At 66.7% G+C, this 17,534-nt stretch carries 17 protein-coding genes; 12 read left to right on the top strand and 5 right to left on the bottom strand.

Annotation, left to right across the window (positions count from 1 at the left end):
• Positions 1 to 54: 54 nt before the first annotated feature.
• On the bottom strand, positions 55 to 1,236 hold the full coding sequence (locus ASD71_RS16900) for an aspartate aminotransferase family protein (protein ID WP_056567172.1): 1,182 nt from the start codon (positions 1,234 to 1,236) through the stop codon (positions 55 to 57).
• A 179-nt stretch (positions 1,237 to 1,415) separates the two neighbouring features.
• On the opposite strand from ASD71_RS16900, the gene ASD71_RS16895 reads away from it, so the two are divergent.
• Complete coding sequence (locus tag ASD71_RS16895) at positions 1,416 to 1,706, top strand: DUF3579 domain-containing protein (RefSeq protein ID WP_013392635.1); 291 nt, start codon at positions 1,416 to 1,418, stop codon at positions 1,704 to 1,706.
• Positions 1,707 to 1,831: 125 nt separating this feature from the next.
• Here the strand turns inward: ASD71_RS16895 and ASD71_RS16890 are convergent, their stop codons facing one another.
• From ASD71_RS16890 to ASD71_RS16880, 3 genes are all read right to left on the bottom strand, one after another.
• Positions 1,832 to 3,109: a TRAP transporter large permease gene (locus tag ASD71_RS16890; RefSeq protein ID WP_056567169.1), complete on the bottom strand. Its 1,278-nt coding sequence runs from the start codon at positions 3,107 to 3,109 to the stop codon at positions 1,832 to 1,834.
• Positions 3,110 to 3,145: 36 nt separating this feature from the next.
• A complete protein-coding gene (locus ASD71_RS16885) occupies positions 3,146 to 3,646 on the bottom strand; it encodes a TRAP transporter small permease (protein WP_056567167.1) in 501 nt (166 codons plus the stop codon).
• 102 nt (positions 3,647 to 3,748) lie between these two features.
• The gene (locus ASD71_RS16880; protein ID WP_056567163.1) at positions 3,749 to 4,723 is read right to left on the bottom strand and encodes a TRAP transporter substrate-binding protein; all 975 of its coding nucleotides are present in this window, start codon (positions 4,721 to 4,723) and stop codon (positions 3,749 to 3,751) included.
• A 102-nt stretch (positions 4,724 to 4,825) separates the two neighbouring features.
• Between ASD71_RS16880 and ASD71_RS16875 the strand changes: the two genes are divergently transcribed.
• The 9 genes from ASD71_RS16875 to ASD71_RS16835 all read left to right on the top strand — a co-directional run bounded on the left by ASD71_RS16875 (position 4,826) and on the right by ASD71_RS16835 (position 13,664).
• Positions 4,826 to 7,357, top strand: coding sequence for an ABC transporter permease (locus tag ASD71_RS16875; protein WP_082578980.1), 2,532 nt, complete (start codon positions 4,826 to 4,828; stop codon positions 7,355 to 7,357).
• Positions 7,357 to 7,779 carry a group II truncated hemoglobin gene (locus ASD71_RS16870; RefSeq protein WP_082578979.1) on the top strand — a complete coding sequence of 141 codons (423 nt, stop codon included), beginning with the start codon at positions 7,357 to 7,359 and terminating at the stop codon, positions 7,777 to 7,779. Before ASD71_RS16875 ends, ASD71_RS16870 begins: the two co-directional genes overlap by 1 nt.
• A complete protein-coding gene (locus ASD71_RS16865) occupies positions 7,769 to 8,500 on the top strand; it encodes a 3-deoxy-D-manno-octulosonic acid kinase (protein ID WP_056567155.1) in 732 nt (243 codons plus the stop codon). Before ASD71_RS16870 ends, ASD71_RS16865 begins: the two co-directional genes overlap by 11 nt.
• A gap of 145 nt (positions 8,501 to 8,645) precedes the next feature.
• Positions 8,646 to 9,749: a polyamine ABC transporter substrate-binding protein gene (locus ASD71_RS16860; protein ID WP_056567152.1), complete on the top strand. Its 1,104-nt coding sequence runs from the start codon at positions 8,646 to 8,648 to the stop codon at positions 9,747 to 9,749.
• A gap of 5 nt (positions 9,750 to 9,754) precedes the next feature.
• Complete coding sequence (locus ASD71_RS16855; RefSeq protein WP_056567149.1) at positions 9,755 to 10,882, top strand: ABC transporter ATP-binding protein; 1,128 nt, start codon at positions 9,755 to 9,757, stop codon at positions 10,880 to 10,882.
• Positions 10,879 to 11,790 carry an ABC transporter permease subunit gene (locus ASD71_RS16850; protein ID WP_056567140.1) on the top strand — a complete coding sequence of 304 codons (912 nt, stop codon included), beginning with the start codon at positions 10,879 to 10,881 and terminating at the stop codon, positions 11,788 to 11,790. The genes ASD71_RS16855 and ASD71_RS16850 overlap by 4 nt, the downstream gene beginning before the upstream one ends.
• Positions 11,787 to 12,596, top strand: coding sequence for an ABC transporter permease subunit (locus tag ASD71_RS16845; protein ID WP_056567137.1), 810 nt, complete (start codon positions 11,787 to 11,789; stop codon positions 12,594 to 12,596). The genes ASD71_RS16850 and ASD71_RS16845 overlap by 4 nt, the downstream gene beginning before the upstream one ends.
• Positions 12,593 to 12,949 (top strand): Spx/MgsR family RNA polymerase-binding regulatory protein, encoded by a 357-nt coding sequence (locus ASD71_RS16840; RefSeq protein WP_056567133.1) that lies wholly within the window; start codon positions 12,593 to 12,595, stop codon positions 12,947 to 12,949. Before ASD71_RS16845 ends, ASD71_RS16840 begins: the two co-directional genes overlap by 4 nt.
• On the top strand, positions 12,918 to 13,664 hold the full coding sequence (locus tag ASD71_RS16835) for a DNA-3-methyladenine glycosylase (protein ID WP_156395218.1): 747 nt from the start codon (positions 12,918 to 12,920) through the stop codon (positions 13,662 to 13,664). Before ASD71_RS16840 ends, ASD71_RS16835 begins: the two co-directional genes overlap by 32 nt.
• Here ASD71_RS16835 and ASD71_RS16830 read toward each other — a convergent pair.
• Entirely contained in the window at positions 13,661 to 14,377 is a 717-nt protein-coding gene (locus ASD71_RS16830) for a PhoP regulatory network YrbL family protein (RefSeq protein WP_056567124.1), read from the bottom strand. The two genes, ASD71_RS16835 and ASD71_RS16830, sit on opposite strands and share 4 nt — an antisense overlap.
• Before the next feature lie 104 nt (positions 14,378 to 14,481).
• On the opposite strand from ASD71_RS16830, the gene rmuC reads away from it, so the two are divergent.
• Together rmuC and ASD71_RS16820 are read left to right on the top strand one after the other, a co-directional pair.
• On the top strand, positions 14,482 to 15,876 hold the full coding sequence (gene rmuC / locus ASD71_RS16825; RefSeq protein WP_056569341.1) for a DNA recombination protein RmuC: 1,395 nt from the start codon (positions 14,482 to 14,484) through the stop codon (positions 15,874 to 15,876).
• 120 nt (positions 15,877 to 15,996) lie between these two features.
• Positions 15,997 to 17,526, top strand: coding sequence for an amidase (locus ASD71_RS16820; protein ID WP_056567119.1), 1,530 nt, complete (start codon positions 15,997 to 15,999; stop codon positions 17,524 to 17,526).
• The last annotated feature ends 8 nt before the right edge of the window (positions 17,527 to 17,534 follow it).

Below are 17,534 nucleotides of genomic sequence, written 5' to 3'. Positions count from 1 at the left end.
TGATGTCGCAGGTCATTGGGCCCCGCCAGGCTCGTGGCCCGGCAGGGACGTTGATTATGGTTTTTCGGCCAGGAACTGTTGGATGAGCGGCACCAGAAGGGCGACGATCTGGTCGGCCTCCTGGCGCGTCAGGATCAGCGGCGGCAGCATGCGGATGACGCGGTCGCGCGTGACGTTGATGAGCAGGCCTGCTTCCATGGCGCGTAGCGCAAGGACGCCGCAGGGGCGGGCCAGCTCGATGCCCAGCATGAGGCCGCGGCCGCGGATGTCGGCCACGCCGGGCGTGCCGGCCAGCGCGCCGGCCAGGCGGTCTTTCAGGTATTCGCCCACGTCATGGGCGTTTTCAAGCAGGTTTTCGGATTCCAGCGCATCGAGCACCGCGAGGCCCGCGGCGCACACCAGCGGTCCGCCGCCGAACGTGGTGCCGTGGCTGCCCGGCGTGAAGACGCCCGCGGCCGGACCTGCGGCCAGCATCGCGCCGATGGGCACGCCGCCGGCCAGGCCCTTGGCCAGTGTCATGACGTCGGGGCGGATGTCGGCCCATTGGTGTGCGAACCACTTGCCGGTGCGCCCGATGCCGGACTGGACTTCGTCGATCATCAGCAGCCAGCCGCGCTCGGTGCACAGTTGGCGCAGCGCCTGCAGGTAGGCGATGTCGGACGGGCGGATTCCGCCTTCACCTTGCAGGACTTCCAGCAGCACGGCGGTGGTGCGCGGCTCGGCGTCGCCGGCGGCGCGCACCGCCTCCAGGTTGTTGTACGGCACCTGGATGAAGCCGCTGGGCAGGGGCTCGAAGCCCTTGCGCGCCTTGTCGCTGCCGGTGGCCGCCAGCGTGGCCAACGTGCGGCCATGCCAGGACGAATCCATGGTGATGATGTGGGCGTGCTGGTTGCCGCGCTGGTAGGCGTAGTAGCGGGCGAGCTTGATGGCCGCCTCATTGGCTTCGGAGCCGCTGTTGTTGAACGCGACTTCCTGCATGCCGGACAGCGCCGTCAGGCGGGCGGCAAGCTCGGTCTGCTGGGAGATGCCGTAGATGTTGGAGGTATGGATGACGCGGGCGGCCTGCTCGGCGATGGCGGCGACCAGCTTCGGATGGGCATGGCCCAGGCACGAGACGCCGATGCCGGCCAGGGCATCCAGGTACTTGCGGCCGCTTGCGTCCCACAGCCAGACACCCTGGCCGTGCGTGAACGATACCGGCAGCCGGGCATAGATATTGGCCAGAGGCGAGCTCATCGCGGATCCTCCTGGGGGAATGGCATCGACAGCATGCCCGCTTGCTAGGGCGAATCAGGGGAGAATCGCGGTTCGAAAGAGGGCAAAGGATCAATCATATACAATTCGCGGCGCGGCACGCATGTTTGATCACGCCGAAGATCCGGCTTTCGTGAAAGGCGTCCCGCAGTGAAGAACACATGGCAACTCGCGTCAGACAATTCGTAATTCATGGCGTTACCGAAAGCGGTAGCCGCTTCCGCCCGAGCGATTGGGCCGAACGGCTCGCCGGCGTAATGGCACAGTTCCGGCCCGCCGGCTGTGCTGGTAACCACCTCACTTATTCGCCTTATGTGCTGCCCGTCGTGATCGATGGCGTGCGCGGGATCGTCGTCGACCTGCGCCTGCGCGACCTGGAGCCGCTGGCCTACAAGTTCGTGGTGGATTTCGCCCGCGACAACAACCTCAAGACGGAAGAACGCGAAATCTAGGCCCCCAGAACGAAAAAGCGCCCCAACCGGGCGCTTTTCTCATTCTGCGACCCCTGCACGCCGGTCAGGCGGGCCGGGCGCTACCCGCCGCACGGACGATTGCCCGCGCGGCGGCTACGCGCGTATCACTTCGCGTACACCAGATCGCGCAGCCCCAGCGACAGCCCGGGCCAGTAGGTGATGACCATCAGGCACAGGATCACCACGCCGACGAAGGGCACCAGAGGTTTGATCAGGCGCTCCAGCGGCAGCTTGGCCACCGCGCAAGCGGCAAACAGGTTCACCCCGAACGGCGGCGTGATCATGCCCAGCGCCAGGTTGACCACCATGATGATGCCGAAGTGCACCGGGTCCACGCCGAACTGCAGCGCCACCGGCAGCAGCAGCGGGGCCAGCACGACAATCGACGCCGAGGTCTCGATGAACATGCCGATGACGAACAGCGCGGCGTTCACGCCCATCAGGAAGCCGAACTTGGTGTCGAAAATCTGGGCTAGCCACGTGCCCAGCGCGTCCGGAATGCCGGCGCGGTTGAGCAGGAAGCTGAAGATGCCGGCGTTGGCGATCACGAACATGATGACGGCGGTGGACACGACCGACTTGTGCAGCGTGTCCGACAACTGACGGAACGTGAGGCGGCGGTAGATGAATTTGCCCACGAAGACCGCGTACATCACGGCCACGACCGACGCTTCGGTCGGCGTGAAGACGCCGCCGTAGATGCCGCCCAGAATGATGACGGGCATCAGCAGCGCCAGCCAGGCGCGCTTGAACGCGGGCCACAGCGGCAGCCGGCCTTCGCCGTCGCGCTTGCCCAGGTTGTTGCGCTTGGCGTAGAGCCAGACGTAGAACATCAGTGCGACGCCGATCAGGATGCCGGGCATGACGCCGGCGATGAACAGTTCGCCGGTGGAGGTGTCGGTGGACACGGCGAACAGGATCATCGGAATGGACGGCGGGATGATGACCCCGAGTTCCGCCGCGCTGGCCTGCAATGACGCCGCAAAGGGGGCCGGATAGCCGTGCCGGATCATGGCGGGGATCAGGATCGCGCCGACCGCAAAGGTGGTGGCCACGCTGGAGCCCGCGACCGCCGCGAAGATCATGCAGGTCAGCACGCAGGTGCAGGCCAGGCCGCCCTGGATGCCGCCGACCACGCTCTTGGCGAATTCCACCATGCGTTCGGAGATGCCGCCGGCTTCCATCAGGTTGCCGGCCAGGATGAAGAAGGGGATGGCCACGAGCGGGTACTTGTCCAGCGCGGCAAACAACTGCTGCGCGACGACCAGCCAGGGCAGGCCCGAGGCGCCGACTCCCGCCAGGCTGGCCAGGCCGATCGACACGGCGACCGGCACGGACAGCCCGAAGAAAATCAGCATCGAGACAATCATTAATTGGGACATGGCGATTTCTGCTGCTCAGGTTCGATAGGGGGCGGCTCAGCCTTGCGCGTCGTTGCGCACGGGCACGTCGTCTTCTTCGCCGGCGCACCAGCGGGCCAGCACGGCGATGGCGGCAAGCGTGGCGCCCACGGGGATCGCCAGATAGATCCAGGAAATTGAGATGTCCAGGCTCGGCACGTTCTGGAACCGGACGCGATAGGTCATGTTGCCGCCGATCCAGGCCAGAAAGCCGAGAAAGCCGGCGCAGATCAGGCCGATGATGGCTTCGAGCACGCGGCGGCGCGTGCCGCCCAGCAGGTTGCGCAGCAGTTCCACGCTGATCATGGCGCCGTGGCGGAAGGCCAGGGCCACGCCCAGCAGCACGGTCCAGATGAGGAGGGCGCGGGTGAGGACCTCGCTCCAGTCGGCGGGCGAGTGCAGCACGAACCGGGCGATGACCTGGTAGAACGCGGCGGCCGCGGCGGCCACCAGCAGAAGTTGGGCGAGGGCCGAGACCAGCTTGAACAGGCCGCGGTCGAAGGCGCAGAGCAAACGCATGGTGAATTCCGTTGGCGATAATCGCGGAAAAAGGGGGGCGGGCGCACGGCGAAAGCCGGCCCGCCGCCAGGCGACCGGCCCCGCAAAGGGGGCCGTGCCCGCTTATTTCGTGTCGCGGATCGAGTCGATCAGCTTCTTGTCGAACTTCTTGTAGTACTCGGGGTAGGCCGGTTCCACGGCGGCGGCAAAGGCGGCACGGTCCACTTCGGACACCTGCATGCCTTCCTTCTTGAGCTGCTCGACGCCCGTCTTCTCGATGTTGTCGACGTAGGCGCGCATGGCCTGGGCCGATTCCTTGCCGGCCTTGTCGAAGTTGGCCTTGTCGGCGGCCGACAGGCCTTCATAGACGTTGGCGGACATCAGCACCAGGGCCGGGCCGTACACGTGGCCGGTCAGCGACAGGTACTTTTGCATCTGCGACAGCTTGGCGGACGTGATCACGGACAGCGGATTTTCCTGGCCGTCGATGGTGCCCTGCTGCAGCGCCGTGGCCACTTCGGGCCAGGCCATCGGCGTGGGCAGGATGCCGATCTGGCGGAAGGCGGTGATGTGGATCGGGTTTTCGGTGGTGCGGATCTTCAGGCCCTTGGCGTCCGCCGGGGTCTTGACCGGGCGCACGTTGTTGGTCAGGTGGCGAAAGCCCTGTTCGCCCCAGGCCAGCGCCACGATGCCGCGGCTGGGGAACTTGGCCAGCATGTCCTGGCCGATCTTGCTGTCGAGCACGGCACGGGCGTGCGGCAGGTCGCGCAAGAGGAAGGGAATATCGAAAACGCCGGTTTCGGGAACAAAATTGAGGGTTGCACCGGTCGAAACGATCGCGAGATCGATGGTGCCGATCTGCAGGCCCTCGATGACCTCGCGTTCGCCGCCCAGCGCGCTATTGGCAAATTGCTGGACCTTGAACTTGCCGTTGGTGGAGCCTTCGATGGATTTGGCCATCGCGTCGGCGCCGGCGCCGTAGTGCGACGACGTCGACAGCGCGTAGGCCATTTTCAGGGTGGTCTGCGCCGCCAAGGGCAGGGAGGTGGCGGCCGCGCAGGCGGCCAGAATCGTGGCCGCAAGCCAGGTTTTACGCATTGTCTTCTCCGGAATTGGTTATCTTTATGGGCGGCTTTGCCTCCCGCCCCGGGATGATATCGGGATTCGGACGCCCCACAGGCGCTTAGTTAACATAGACGAATGATGGATTTCCCTGATATGTCACAGGCCAAGCGCCCTGGTTTATGGTCCACCTTGCGCCTGGGCGCCCGGATGATGATGCGCGACGCGCGCGCCGGCGAACTCCGCCTGCTGGTCCTGGCCCTGGTCGTGGCGGTGGCCGCCGTCACCAGCGTGGGCTTTCTGGCCGACCGGGTCGGCCGCGCGCTGGAACGCGACGCCGGCCAGATGCTGGGCGCCGATCTGGTGCTGGACGCCGATGAGCCCGTGCCCGCCGCCTTCAAGGATCAGGCGCGCGAGCGCGGTCTGACGGTTTCCGGCACGTGGCAGTTTCCGTCCATGGTGGGCGCCGGGGACGGCGCGCAACTAGCGGCGCTGAAAGCGGTGGAGCCGGGCTATCCGCTGCGCGGGGCCTTGCGGGTGGCAGAGGCGCCGTTCGCGCCCGACGCGGCCACGCGCGACGTGCCGCCCGAAGGCGCGGTGTGGGTCGACGCGCAGCTGCTGGCGCTCTTGAACCTGAAGGTGGGCGATACGCTGAATGTGGGCGACGCCCATATGCGCATCGACCGCGTCATCACCTATGAGCCGGACAAGGGCATGCAGTTCGTCAACGTCGCCCCGCGCGTGCTGCTGCGCGCCAGCGACCTGCCGGCCACCGGTCTCATCGCCCCGGGCAGCCGCATCGGCTATGCCATGCTGGTCGCCGGCCAGCCCGACGCCGTGGCCGGGTATTCGACCTGGCTGAATCAGAATCTGAAGCGTGGCCAGAAGATCGCCACGCTGGAATCGGGCCGCCCGGAAGTGCGCCGCACGCTGGACCGCGCGCAGCGCTTCCTGTCGCTGGTCGCGCTGCTGGCCGTGCTGATCTCGGCCGTGGCCGTGGCGCTGGCGGCGGGGCGCTACATGACGCGCCACCGCGACGGCATTGCGGTCATCCGCTGCCTGGGAGCGGTGCAATCGCAGGTCGCCCGCATGCTGACGCTGGAATTCACGCTGGTCGGGCTGTTTTCGTCCGCGGCCGGCTGCCTGCTGGGGTTTGGCGTGCATCAGGTGCTGGTCATGCTGCTGGGCTCGCTGATCGATACGACGTTGCCCGCGCCATCGGCCATCCCGGCGCTGCAAGGCCTTCTGACCGGACTGCTGCTGCTTCTGGGCTTTGCGCTGCCGGCGCTGGCGCAGCTGCGTCACGTGCCGCCCGCCCGCGTCCTGCGGCGCGACGCGGACACGATCAGCGCGCGCAGCGCCTTCGGTTATGTGCTGGGCGCGGCCGGGTTTGCGCTTCTGATCTGGTGGTTCGCGGGCGATGCCAAGCTGGGCGGCGTGGTGGCCGGGGGCTTTCTGGGCGCCTTTGGCGTGTTCGCGTTGGTCGCCTGGCTGTGCATCCTGGGCCTGGCGCGCGTGCGCCGGCTGGCCGCCGGACTGCCCGCGCTGCGCTTTGCGCTGGCGGGCGTGGTGCGCCGCCGGGCAGCCACGATCACCCAGGTGTGCGCGCTGGCGGTCGGCTTGATGGCGCTGCTGCTCCTGACCATGACGCGCACCGATCTTATCCAGGGCTGGCAGCGCACCATGCCGCCGGACGCGCCCAACCGTTTCCTGATCAACGTGCAGCCAGACCAGCGTCAGGCCGTGACCGATGCGCTGACGCGCGAAGGCCTGGGCCGCATCACGCTGTCGCCGATGGTCCGCGGACGGCTGATTGCCGTCAACGGCAAGCCGGTGGGCCCGGACGACTACGACGAACCGCGCGCCAAGCGCCTGGTGGACCGCGAATTCAACCTGTCCTATGGCGACGAGATGCCGTCGTCCAACCGCATCGAACAGGGCCGCTGGCTGACGCCGGGCGCGGCCGAGGTCTCGCTGGAGGCGGGGCTGGCGCAGTCGCTGCGCATCGGGCTGGGCGACAAGATGACGTTCGACGTGGCCGGCCAGCAGGTCGAGGTGGCGGTGTCGAGCATCCGCCGGGTGGATTGGGATACGATGCGCGTGAATTTTTTCGCCATCCTGACCCCCGCCGCACTGGCCGACATGCCCCAGAGCTGGATCACGTCCTTCTACCTGCCGCCCGACAAGGCGGCGGTGCTGCCCGCCCTGGTGCGGGAGTTTCCGAACCTGACGGTGTTCGACGTGGGCGCCATCCTGCAGCAGTTGCAGTCCGTGCTGAATGAAGTGGGCCGCGCGGTGCAGCTTCTGTTCCTGTTCACCCTGGCTGCGGGCGTGCTGGTGCTGTCCGCGGCGCTGACCGCGACGCGCGACGAGCGCATGCGCGAGGCGGCGGTGCTGCGCGCGCTGGGCGCCACGCGGCGTCAGCTTGCCCGTTCGCAGCGCATCGAGCTGTGGGCCGTGGGCGGGTTGGCCGGCCTTCTGGCGGCGGCCGGCGCGACCGCCATCGCTTGGGCTTTATCAACCCAGGTGTTCGACTTCACCATTACCCTCAGCCTCTGGCCGTGGCTGGCCGGCATCGGCGCCGGCATGCTGGGGGCGTGGGCGGGCGGCGCGCTTGCCCTGCGCGGCGTCCTGCGCACGCCGCCGCTCGTCACCCTCCGAGAAACCTGATGACGTCCCGCGTCCACACCATCACAGAACCCGTGGAAAATTCCCGCACCATGTTTGACCTTCTTGGCGGCGAAGCCGGCGTGCGCGCCCTCGTCGACCGCTTCTATGACCTGATGGACATGGAGCCCGACCTCAAGGAACTGCGCGCCGCCCACGGCCCCAGCCTGGACGAGGCGCGCGACAAGCTCTTCTGGTTCCTGTGCGGCTATTTCGGCGGTCCGGATCACTACATCGAACGCTTCGGCCATCCCCGCCTGCGGGCGCGCCACCTGCCGTTTTCCATCGGCGAGGTCGAGCGCGACCAATGGGTGACCTGTATCGGCCGGGCAATGGAAGACGAGGGCATCGAGCCCGTCCTCGTCGAGCGCTTGCTCGAATCGTTCTACGGCGTGGCCGACTGGATGCGCAACCGTGAAGGCTGACGATCAATCCGGCGCGCGGCGCTCCGCCTGGGATGGCCCGCTGGCTGGCGCCATGCTCAGCGACGCCCGGCGCCTTGCGGACGCGGGCCCCGAAGTCTTCAACCCCGCGCACTATGGCGACCGGGCCCGGCCCGTGGACGCAGGCGGACGTCAGGCTGCGTGGTTCGTCGAGGGGCAGGGCTGGCAGGGCGTGCTGCGGCGCTACCGCCGCGGCGGCATGATCGCCCGCATCAGCCGCGACGCGTATCTCTGGAACGGCGAGTCGCGCACGCGCAGTTTTCGCGAGTACCGGCTGCTGGCCGCCCTGCGCGCACAAGGGCTGCCGGTGCCGGCGCCGCTGGCGGCCGCCTACTGGCGCCAGGGCCCGATCTACCGCGCCGCCATCGTGGTCGAACGCATTCCCGGCGTGCGCCCGTTGGCGCAGGCGCTTTCCGAACCCCTGTGGCAGCCGGTAGCCGATGCCATCGTGCGCATGCACCGGGCCGGCGTCTGGCATGCCGATCTGAACGCGTTCAACATCCTTGTCGGCAACGACGGCCGGGTCTGGCTCATCGACTTTGACCGCGGCACGCAGGGCGGGCTGTCGGAGCGGCAGCGCCAGGCCAATCTCGACCGCCTGCGCCGGTCGCTGCGCAAGGTGGCTGGCGAGGCCGGGGACCGTTTCTGGATGCGCCTGCGCGACAGTTACTGGACGGCCTGGGGCATCGGAATCCAGCCCTGACCGCCGGCCCGTCCGCCGCGGGCAGCCACGGCAGCAATTGCGCCAATTACCCCGCAAAGTTGGGCAGGTCAACGCAAAATGGCTTTATCATTTCGCCTTTTGGTACTCCTGTCACAAACGGCATAGAGCAAGGGGGCTGGACATAATGGAACTTAAGGCGGGAATGCGCTGGGCGCTCGGCGCGGTGCTGGTCGCGGCGGCCACATCGGCGGCGGTAGCGCAGAACAAGGTCGTCAACGTCTACAACTGGGCCGAATACACGGCCCCGGACACGATCCCGGGTTTCGAAAAGGAAACCGGCATCAAGGTCCGCTATGACGTCTACGACAGCAACGACGCACTGCAGGCCAAGCTGCTGGCCGGCAAGTCGGGTTACGACGTCGTTGTCCCGTCCACCCATTACGCCTCGCGCCAGATCGAAGCAGGCCTGTTCCAGAAGCTGGACAAGTCCAAGATCCCCAACTGGAAGTACCTGGATCCCGAAGTCATGGCGCTGGTCGCCACGGTCGATCCCGGCAACGAACACGCCATTCCGTGGGGCTACGGCACCAATGGCCTGGGCTACAACGTCACCAAGGTCAAGCAGATCATGGGCGACGACGTGGACCTGGCCAGCTGGGACATGATCTTCAAGCCCGAGAACGCCGCCAAACTCAAGGAGTGCGGCATCTCGATGCTGGACGAAGCCGCGCAGGTGTTCCCGGCCGTGCTCAAGTACCTGGGCAAGGACCCCAACAGCACCAACGCCGCCGACTACCAGGCCGCGATGGAAGTGCTGAAGAAGATCCGTCCGTACATCCGCCAGTTCAGCTCGTCGGGCTACATCGACGAACTGGCCGTGGGCGACCTGTGCATGGTCTACGGCTTTTCCGGCGACGTCATGATCGCCCGCAAGCGCGCGCAGGACGCCAAGAAGCCCTATGAAGTGAACTACTTCATTCCGAAGGGCGGCGCGCCGGCGTGGTTCGACCTGATGGTCATTCCCAAGGATGCGCCGCATCCCGAAGAGGCGCTGGCGTTCATCAACTACATCGAAACGCCGAAGGTCCATGCGGCCATCACCAACACCATGTTCTACCCGAACGCCAACAAAGAGGCGCGGCAGTTCGTGAACAAGGATGTGGCTGAAAATCCCATGATCTACCCGCCCGCCGAGGTCTCCAAGACCCTGTACGTGATCAAGGCCTTGCCCTTGAACATTTCACGGCTGCAGAACAAGTTGTGGTCCGAGCTGAAGTTGGGAAATTAGTCATCATGAACGATAGCCGTTACTCGGCGCAGCACGCGGCGGACCCGGACGAGTTCGTCCGGGTCTCCGATGTTGTAAAGATCTTTGGCGACGTGGTGGCCGTGCGTTCGGTCAACCTGTCCGTCAAACGAAACGAAATCTTCGCGCTGCTGGGCAGCTCGGGTAGCGGCAAGTCCACCTTGCTGCGCATGCTGGCCGGATTCGAGGAAACCACCTCCGGCCAGATCCTGCTGGACGGCGAGGACATCACCAGCGTGCCGCCGTACCGCCGGCCCGTGAACATGATGTTCCAGTCGTACGCGCTGTTCCCGCACATGACGGTCGAGGCCAACGTGGCCTTCGGCCTCAAGCAGGAAGGCGTGGATCGCGCGGAAATCCATGATCGCGTGTTCGAAGCCCTGGACCTGGTGCAGATGGCGGGCTATTCGCGCCGCAAGCCCAACCAGCTTTCGGGCGGGCAGCAGCAGCGCGTGGCGCTGGCGCGCAGCCTGGTCAAGCGTCCCAAGCTGCTTTTGCTTGATGAACCCATGTCGGCGCTGGACAAGCAGATCCGCCAGAAGACGCAGATCGAGCTCGTGAAGATCCTGGAGCAGGTCGGCGTGACCTGCATCATGGTCACCCACGACCAGGAAGAGGCCATGACCATGGCGCACCGCCTGGCCGTCATGACCGAAGGGCAGATTGTCCAGTGCGGCACGCCCCAGGACGTTTACGCCTTCCCGAACTCTCGCTTCGTCGCCAGCTTCATTGGGTCGACCAACATGTTCACCGGCACCATCGTGGTCGACGAGCCCGATCACGTGGCCATCGAATGCGCCGAGCTGACCCGTCCGCTCTTCGTGAACCACGGGGTCAGCGAACCCCTGGGGATGGAAGTGCACGTGTCCATCCGGCCCGAACGCCTGCTGGTCTCGCGTGAACAACCGGACGGCGACTACAACTGGGCCCACGGCATGGTCAGCCATATGGCCTGGATGGGCAGCTACGCCCTCTATCAGATCCGCCTGGATTCCGGCAAGACGGTCGAGGCCAGCGTGCCCAGCCGTCTCTTGGCCCAGATGGACGCGCCGGGCATCGACGAAGAAATCTTCGTGAGCTGGGACGCCGACAGCGCGACGGTGCTGGCGTCATGATCCGCTTTTCGCCCCGCGACTGGCTCCCGTCGGGCAGGGCCCTGGCGGTGGTGCCGCCGTTCGCCTGGCTGGTGCTGTTTCTGCTGCTGCCGTTCCTCTTGGTGCTGAAGATCAGCTTTGCCGAGATGAAATTCGGCATACCGCCGTATACGTCGCTGGCGCAGTTCCAGGACGAGGCGATCCAGTTCAGCCTGCACCTGCGCGGCTACATCCTGCTGTTCACGGAAAACCAGTATTTCCGCACGTACCTCAGCTCGGTGAAGATCGCCGGCATCACCACGCTGGTCTGCGTGCTGATGGGCTATCCGATCGCGTACTACATCGCCCGGTCGTCGGCGCGCGTGCGCAACCTGCTGCTGCTGGCGGTGATCCTGCCGTTCTGGACGTCGCTGCTGCTGCGCGTGTATGCCTGGGTGGGCATCTTGCGCAACGACGGACTGCTCAACAACCTGCTGCAGGGTCTGGGCCTGATCTCCAGTCCGCTCGAGATCTACCGCACCGACCTCGCCGTGTACATCGGGATGGTCTACGCCTACCTGCCGTTCTTCATCCTGCCGCTGTACGCGACGCTCGTGAAGATGGACCTGCGCCTGCTTGAAGCCGCCTATGACCTGGGCGCGCGGCCTTGGCAGGCGTTCTGGCAGATCACGGTGCCGATGTCGCGCCAGGGCGTGATCGCGGGCGCGATGCTCGTGTTCATTCCGGCCGTGGGCGAATACGTGATCCCGGAAATGCTGGGCGGCGCCAACACGCTGATGATAGGCCGCGTGATGTGGAATGAATTCTTCAACAACGCCGACTGGCCGATGGCGTCGGCCGTGACGTGCGTGATGGTGTTGCTGCTGCTCGTGCCGCTGGTGTACTTCCAGTACAGCCAGGTCAAGCAGCAGGGCGGAGACCGCAAATGAACGGTCCGAACAAGACGCTGCGCGCCGTGGTGCTGGGACTGGGCTACTTCTTTCTGTACGTGCCCATCCTCAGCCTGATGGTGTTTTCATTCAACGAGTCGCCCTCGGTCACGTCGTGGACCGGGTTTTCGTTCCGTTGGTATCACTCGCTGGTCAATGACGACGCGCTGTTGCGCGCCGCCTGGCTGTCGTTCCGCATTGCCGTGCTGACGGCCACCGCCGCAGTCGTCATCGGCACGTGGGCGGGTTACGTGCTCGGACGCATGGGGCGCTTTCGCGGCTTTGCGCTGTACGTCGGCATGCTGAGCGCGCCGCTGGTGATTCCCGAGGTCGTGCTGGGCATCTCGCTGCTGCTGATGTTCGTCGAGGTGCGCGGCGCGCTGGGCTGGCCTGAGCAGAACGGCATGTTCACGATCTGGGTGGGGCACGTGACGCTGTGCATGGCGTTCGTGGCCGTGGTCATCCAGACCCGCATCCGCGACCTGGACCGCTCGCTGGAAGAAGCCGCGCTGGACCTGGGCGCCACGCCGATCACCGTGTTCTTCAAGATCACGCTGCCGCTCATCGCGCCGGCGCTGGCATCGGCCTGGCTGCTGTCCTTCACGCTGTCGCTGGACGACGTCGTCATCGCGTCGTTCCTGTCCGGCCCCGGCTCCAGCACGCTGCCCATGGAAGTTTTCTCGCGGGTGCGGCTGGGCCTCAAGCCCGAGATCAACGCGCTGGCCACCCTGTTCATCCTGGCGGTGGGTACGTGCGTGATCCTCGCCAACCGCATGCAATGGCGCAAGGAGTCCGAATCCAAATGACGCAAACCACCCTGTATGGCCTGACCAAGTGCAGCACCTGCGTGAAGGCGCGCGACTGGTTGACCGAGCATGGCGTCGACCACGCCTTCGTCGACTACCGCGACGATCCGGTGCCGGCCGCGATGCTCAAGGCTTGGTCCGAGCAAGTCGGCGGCTGGGAAAAACTGGTCAACCGCGCCTCCATGACGTGGCGCAACCTGCCCGAAGACCGCAAGACCGCCCACACCGATGCCCAGTGGACCAAGCTGATTGCTGAATTTCCGGCCCTGGTGCGCCGTCCGGTCACCGTCACGCCGGATGGCGAGGTGAGTGTTGGTTTCAGTGAAAAGCGCTACGGCGAACGTTTCGCCTGAGGCCCGCGGCGGGGCCGGATGCGCCCTGCCGGACGCCTTCTTCGACCGCGACGCGGCTCAGCTTGCGCGCGAGTTGCCCGGCAAGGTGATCCGCCACCGGGTCGGCGGTCTGTGGCTGTCGGCCCGCATCATCGAGACCGAGGCCTATTACCTGGAAGAGCGGGGCAGCCATGCCTCGCTGGGATACACCCACAAGCGCCGCGCCCTGTTCATGGACGGCGGCACCATCTACATGTACTACGCCCGCGGCGGCGATTCGCTCAACTTCAGCGCGGGCGGTCCCGGCAATGCGGTGCTGATCAAGTCGGCCTATCCATGGACCGACGCGCTGTCCGGCCCCGAGGCACTGGAACGCATGCGCGAACTGAATCCCGATGCGCAAGGCCGGCCCCGGGCGCTGGGCGCGCTTTGCGCAGGGCAGACGCTGCTGTGCCGGTCGCTGGGCCTGAAAGTGCCCGAGTGGGACGCCCGCCGTTTCGATCCCGACGCCCTGTACGTGGAAGACGTGGGCGAGTCGCCGCCGTACCTCATATGCACCACGCGGCTGGGCATTCCGGCGGGGCGCGACGAACACCTGAGCTATCGTTTCGTGGACCCGGCCTACGCCGCGTTTTGCACGCGCAACCCGCTGCGTCGCGGGCAGCGCGCGGGACAGGATTACGTGTGGGTGGACCGGCAGGGCATCGTGCTGCCCGAGGCGCCGGCCGGGGGCTAGAAGCCGGCTTCGCGCACGCGCTGGGCCAGGGATTCGCGCAGTTCGGCGTACTTGCGTTGCAGGCGGCGGCGGTTCAGACGCTTGCTCCACGCATACAGCGGGATCAGCGGCAGCACGCCGAAGCCGTCGATCAGGTACAGCCCCTTCTTGCCGTCGGCGTTCAGGCCGACCGCGATGTTGCTGGTCGACATGTCGTGCACCACGACGTGCGCATCGGCCAGATCATCGAAGAACGCATCCAACTGCGCCTTCAACGCATCGTCGAACAGGCCTTTCTTGGCCAGATCGGTCACGGTCGGCGCCATGTTGCCGGCCTCGTCGGTGATCTTCTCGACCACGAGGCCCAGGCCCAAAGAAGTCTGCGCGACCCCGACGATGCGCGCCATGGGCACCTGCCACACGCCAGACGGGCGCGTCGTGGTGGTGACGTATTCCGAGATTTCGTTCAGATACACGCGGTAGGCGCTTTCGCGCTGATACTGCTTGTACCAGCGCTTGAACGGCCGCGCTTCCAGGTAGATCGCCCGCGCGCGCATGTCCATGACCTTGACGAGCAGGGCCGGAGAATGCGGGTGCTGGAAAATGTGCCGGTCACCGCCCGTGGCGAGCGGCGTTGCCGAGTCCAGGTTCAGCGGTCCGAAGACGGACTGGAATGAGACGGCAGGCGTGCAGGCGGAGCGGTCGGCGGAGTTCAAAGAAGCGAGGGGATTCATTCAGATGGGCGCCAGTTTAATCCGGTTGCTCGCGCTGCGTCTTTGCGCTGGCCGCGCGGGCTGGAAAGGGGGGCGGAATGGGACCTACAATTCGCGCTTTGGAGATGCCTTTCTTGAACGACATTCTGCTTTGGGTCGCCGCGGGCGGCGCCGTGCTGGCTTTCGTGGCCGCCGTGCTGGCATGGCTGCGTCCATCCGCTTCCGATGCCCGCCTGGACGCCCTGCTGGAAGGCCTGGAACGCACCGAGCGCGCGCTGCGCGCCGACATCGCCGAAGGCCAGCGCGGCCTACGCAGCGAGTTTTCCGAATCCACGCGCTCGCTGCGGCAGGAGCTGTCGCAGTCGCACGGCGACCTGCGCGCGGGCCTGTCGCGCGATGCGCAGGCCGCCCGCGCCGAGTCCGCCGAATCGCTGTCGCGCTTTGCCGTGGGCTTCTCGGAACAATTGCAGGGACTTATCCAGATCAACGAGCGCCGCCTGATGGAAGTGCGCGCCACGGTGGATCAGCGCCTGCAATCGCTGCAGTCTGACAACAGCGCCAAGCTCGACGAAATGCGCCGCACCGTGGACGAAAAGCTCCACGCCACGCTGGAGCAGCGGCTGGGTGAGTCCTTCAAGCTGGTGTCGGACCGCCTGGAGGCCGTGCACAAGGGCCTGGGCGAGATGCAGGCGCTGGCGGCCGGGGTCGGCGACTTGAAGCGCGTGCTGACGAACGTGAAGTCCCGCGGCACGTGGGGCGAAGTGCAACTGGCGCGCCTGATCGAAGACAACATGACGCCCGATCAATACGCCAGCAACGTCAAGCCGGTGCCGGGCAGCGATGCCGCGGTCGAATTTGCCATCCGGCTGCCCGGGCGCGGCGACGGCGGCGATCCCGTCTGGCTCCCGATCGACGCCAAATTCCCCAAGGAAGAATACGAACGCCTCATGGACGCGCAGGAAGCGGCCGACGGCGAAGGCGTCAAGGCGGCCGGGGCGGCACTGGGCCGCGCGGTCGAAGTGCAGGCGCGGCTGATTGCCGGCAAGTACATCGCGCCGCCGCACACGACCGACTTCGCCATCATGTTCCTGCCCACGGAAAGCCTGTATGCCGAGGTGCTGCGCCGCCCCGGCCTACTGGACAAGCTGCACGACCTGCGGGTCAACGTGGCGGGCCCGAGCAATCTGGCCGCGCTGCTGAACAGCCTGCAAATGGGATTTCGCACGCTGGCGATCGAACAGCGTTCCTCCGAGGTGTGGCAGGTGCTGCGGGCGGTCAAGACGGAGTTCGGCAAGTTCGGGGAATCGCTGGCCAGTGTCAAAAAGACCCTGGACACCGCCAGCAACAAGATCGGCCAGACCGAGGTGCGCACTCGTGCCATGCTGCGCAATCTGAAGGGCGTGGAGGCGCTGCCTGATGCCGACGCCCTGCGCCTGCTTGGGGGGGCATCGGCCGAGGCGACGGACGCCGAGGACGACGACCCCGAGGAACCCCACGCGCCCTCGGCCGGCGCCGTCTGACACGGGCACGCCGTAGACCCGTGCGCGTGGCCCGCCGCCGCGCGCGCTTGTTGCCCGCCTTGACTGCCGATATCCTCATGCTTGCGGCACTTCGCCGTCGATACCTGGAGCATCGTCAGCATGAGCATCGCCGAACGCCATGATTCCTCTTCTCTCGACGCGACGGCGCTGGGCGCCGATATCGCCCAAGGCGCCACCACCGCGCTGACTGCCATGCAGCAGGCGGTGGAGCGCGTCGCAGCCCGCAACCCGTCCATCAACGCCGCCTGCGGCGTGCAGGCCGAAGCCGGTTTGCGGCTGGCGCAGGCGCTGGACGGCGAACTGGCGTCGCTGACGTCCGAACAGCGCCTGGCGCTGCTGCGCGATCGGCCGTTCCTGGGCGTGCCGACCTTGCTCAAGGACCTTGCAACGGCGGCCATCGGCCTGCCGAGCGCGATGGGGTCCGTGCTGTACGGGCAGGTCCAATGGAACCTCGACGCCGACATCGTCAAACGCTATCGCCGTGCCGGCCTGATCCCGTTCGGTCGCACCACCAGCGCCGAACTGGGCCTGAGCCCCACGACGGAATCGCCCGTCTATGGTCCCGCTACGCAGAACCCCTGGAAAAAGGGCCACAGCGCGGGCGGCTCCAGCGGCGGCGCCGGGGCGGCGCTGGCCAGCGGCATGGTGCGCATCGCGCATGGCAGCGATGGCGGCGGGTCGATCCGCATCCCCGCGTCGTGCTGCGGCGTGCTGGGCCTGAAGCCCTCGCGCGGACTCATGCCGCTGGGTCCGCTCAAAGGGGAGGGCTGGGGTGGCCTGGCCACCGAGCATATGATGACCCTGTCCGTGCGCGACTGCGCGGCGGCGCTGGACATCAGCGCGGGCGCCGACGTGGGCGCGCCTTATGCCGCGCCCGTCCCGCCCGCGGAATCCTATCGTGGGGTGGTGAGCCGGGTGGCTGCCGATCCGCGTTCGGCGCCGCGGCGTCGCATTGCCTTCATCAACACCACCTATGAGGGCGAGGCCATCCACCCCGATGTTGCCGCCACGCTGGACGAGGCGGCCGGGTTCTTCGCCTCGCTGGGGCATGAACTGGTGCAGGCGGCGCCCCCCGTCGGCTCCGAAGAAGTCTTGTCGCCGATGCTGCCGCTGATCGCCAGCGCGGCCGCCAATGCCATCGACAGCTTCGTAGCCGCGCGCGGCAAGCGCCTGGCCGCCGACGAACTGCAGCCCACCACGCTCGGCGCGCGCGAGTACGCCCGCGCGATCTCCGGCGCGCAGTACGTCAGTTGCATCGACACCTGCCACGAGATCACCCGCCGCATCGGGCGCTTCCTGCATCGGGACGGCGCCCAGGGGTATGACCTGTTTCTCTGCCCGGTGCTGGCGTTGCCGCCCGCGCCCATCGGCCGCTACGCCATGGACAACGCCGATTATCTGGCCTACCGTCTGGGCAAGAAGGGCGTCATCGGCTATTCGCCATTCGCCCCGCTGGCCAACCTGACCGGCATGCCGGCCATTTCGATCCCGTTTGGCAAGTCCGCGGACGGGCTGCCCATCGGCATTCAGGTGATGGGGCCGCTTGGCGCGGAAGCCCAGTTGCTGGAACTGGCGGCGCAGGTCGAAGCGCTGCGGCCCTGGCCGCTGACCGCGCCCATGGCTGGGTAGCGGCGGCG

Origin of the sequence: Achromobacter sp. Root565, from assembly GCF_001427425.1 — a bacterium.
GTDB classification, from domain to species: Bacteria; Pseudomonadota; Gammaproteobacteria; order Burkholderiales; family Burkholderiaceae_B; genus Achromobacter; species Achromobacter spanius_D.
The sequence above is the reverse complement of the archived record's forward strand: the minus strand, read 5'-3'. Positions and strand labels throughout refer to the sequence as shown.

Coding starts and splice junctions, on each gene's coding strand:
- ASD71_RS16900 (WP_056567172.1), bottom strand. CDS start 1,236: ATGAGCTCGCCTCTGGCCAATATCTATGCCCGGCTGCCGGTATCGTTC.
- ASD71_RS16895 (WP_013392635.1), top strand. CDS start 1,416: ATGGCAACTCGCGTCAGACAATTCGTAATTCATGGCGTTACCGAAAGC.
- ASD71_RS16890 (WP_056567169.1), bottom strand. CDS start 3,109: ATGTCCCAATTAATGATTGTCTCGATGCTGATTTTCTTCGGGCTGTCC.
- ASD71_RS16885 (WP_056567167.1), bottom strand. CDS start 3,646: ATGCGTTTGCTCTGCGCCTTCGACCGCGGCCTGTTCAAGCTGGTCTCG.
- ASD71_RS16880 (WP_056567163.1), bottom strand. CDS start 4,723: ATGCGTAAAACCTGGCTTGCGGCCACGATTCTGGCCGCCTGCGCGGCC.
- ASD71_RS16875 (WP_082578980.1), top strand. CDS start 4,826: ATGATGGATTTCCCTGATATGTCACAGGCCAAGCGCCCTGGTTTATGG.
- ASD71_RS16870 (WP_082578979.1), top strand. CDS start 7,357: ATGACGTCCCGCGTCCACACCATCACAGAACCCGTGGAAAATTCCCGC.
- ASD71_RS16860 (WP_056567152.1), top strand. CDS start 8,646: ATGGAACTTAAGGCGGGAATGCGCTGGGCGCTCGGCGCGGTGCTGGTC.
- ASD71_RS16855 (WP_056567149.1), top strand. CDS start 9,755: ATGAACGATAGCCGTTACTCGGCGCAGCACGCGGCGGACCCGGACGAG.
- ASD71_RS16850 (WP_056567140.1), top strand. CDS start 10,879: ATGATCCGCTTTTCGCCCCGCGACTGGCTCCCGTCGGGCAGGGCCCTG.
- ASD71_RS16845 (WP_056567137.1), top strand. CDS start 11,787: ATGAACGGTCCGAACAAGACGCTGCGCGCCGTGGTGCTGGGACTGGGC.
- ASD71_RS16840 (WP_056567133.1), top strand. CDS start 12,593: ATGACGCAAACCACCCTGTATGGCCTGACCAAGTGCAGCACCTGCGTG.
- ASD71_RS16830 (WP_056567124.1), bottom strand. CDS start 14,377: ATGAATCCCCTCGCTTCTTTGAACTCCGCCGACCGCTCCGCCTGCACG.
- rmuC (WP_056569341.1), top strand. CDS start 14,482: ATGCCTTTCTTGAACGACATTCTGCTTTGGGTCGCCGCGGGCGGCGCC.
- ASD71_RS16820 (WP_056567119.1), top strand. CDS start 15,997: ATGAGCATCGCCGAACGCCATGATTCCTCTTCTCTCGACGCGACGGCG.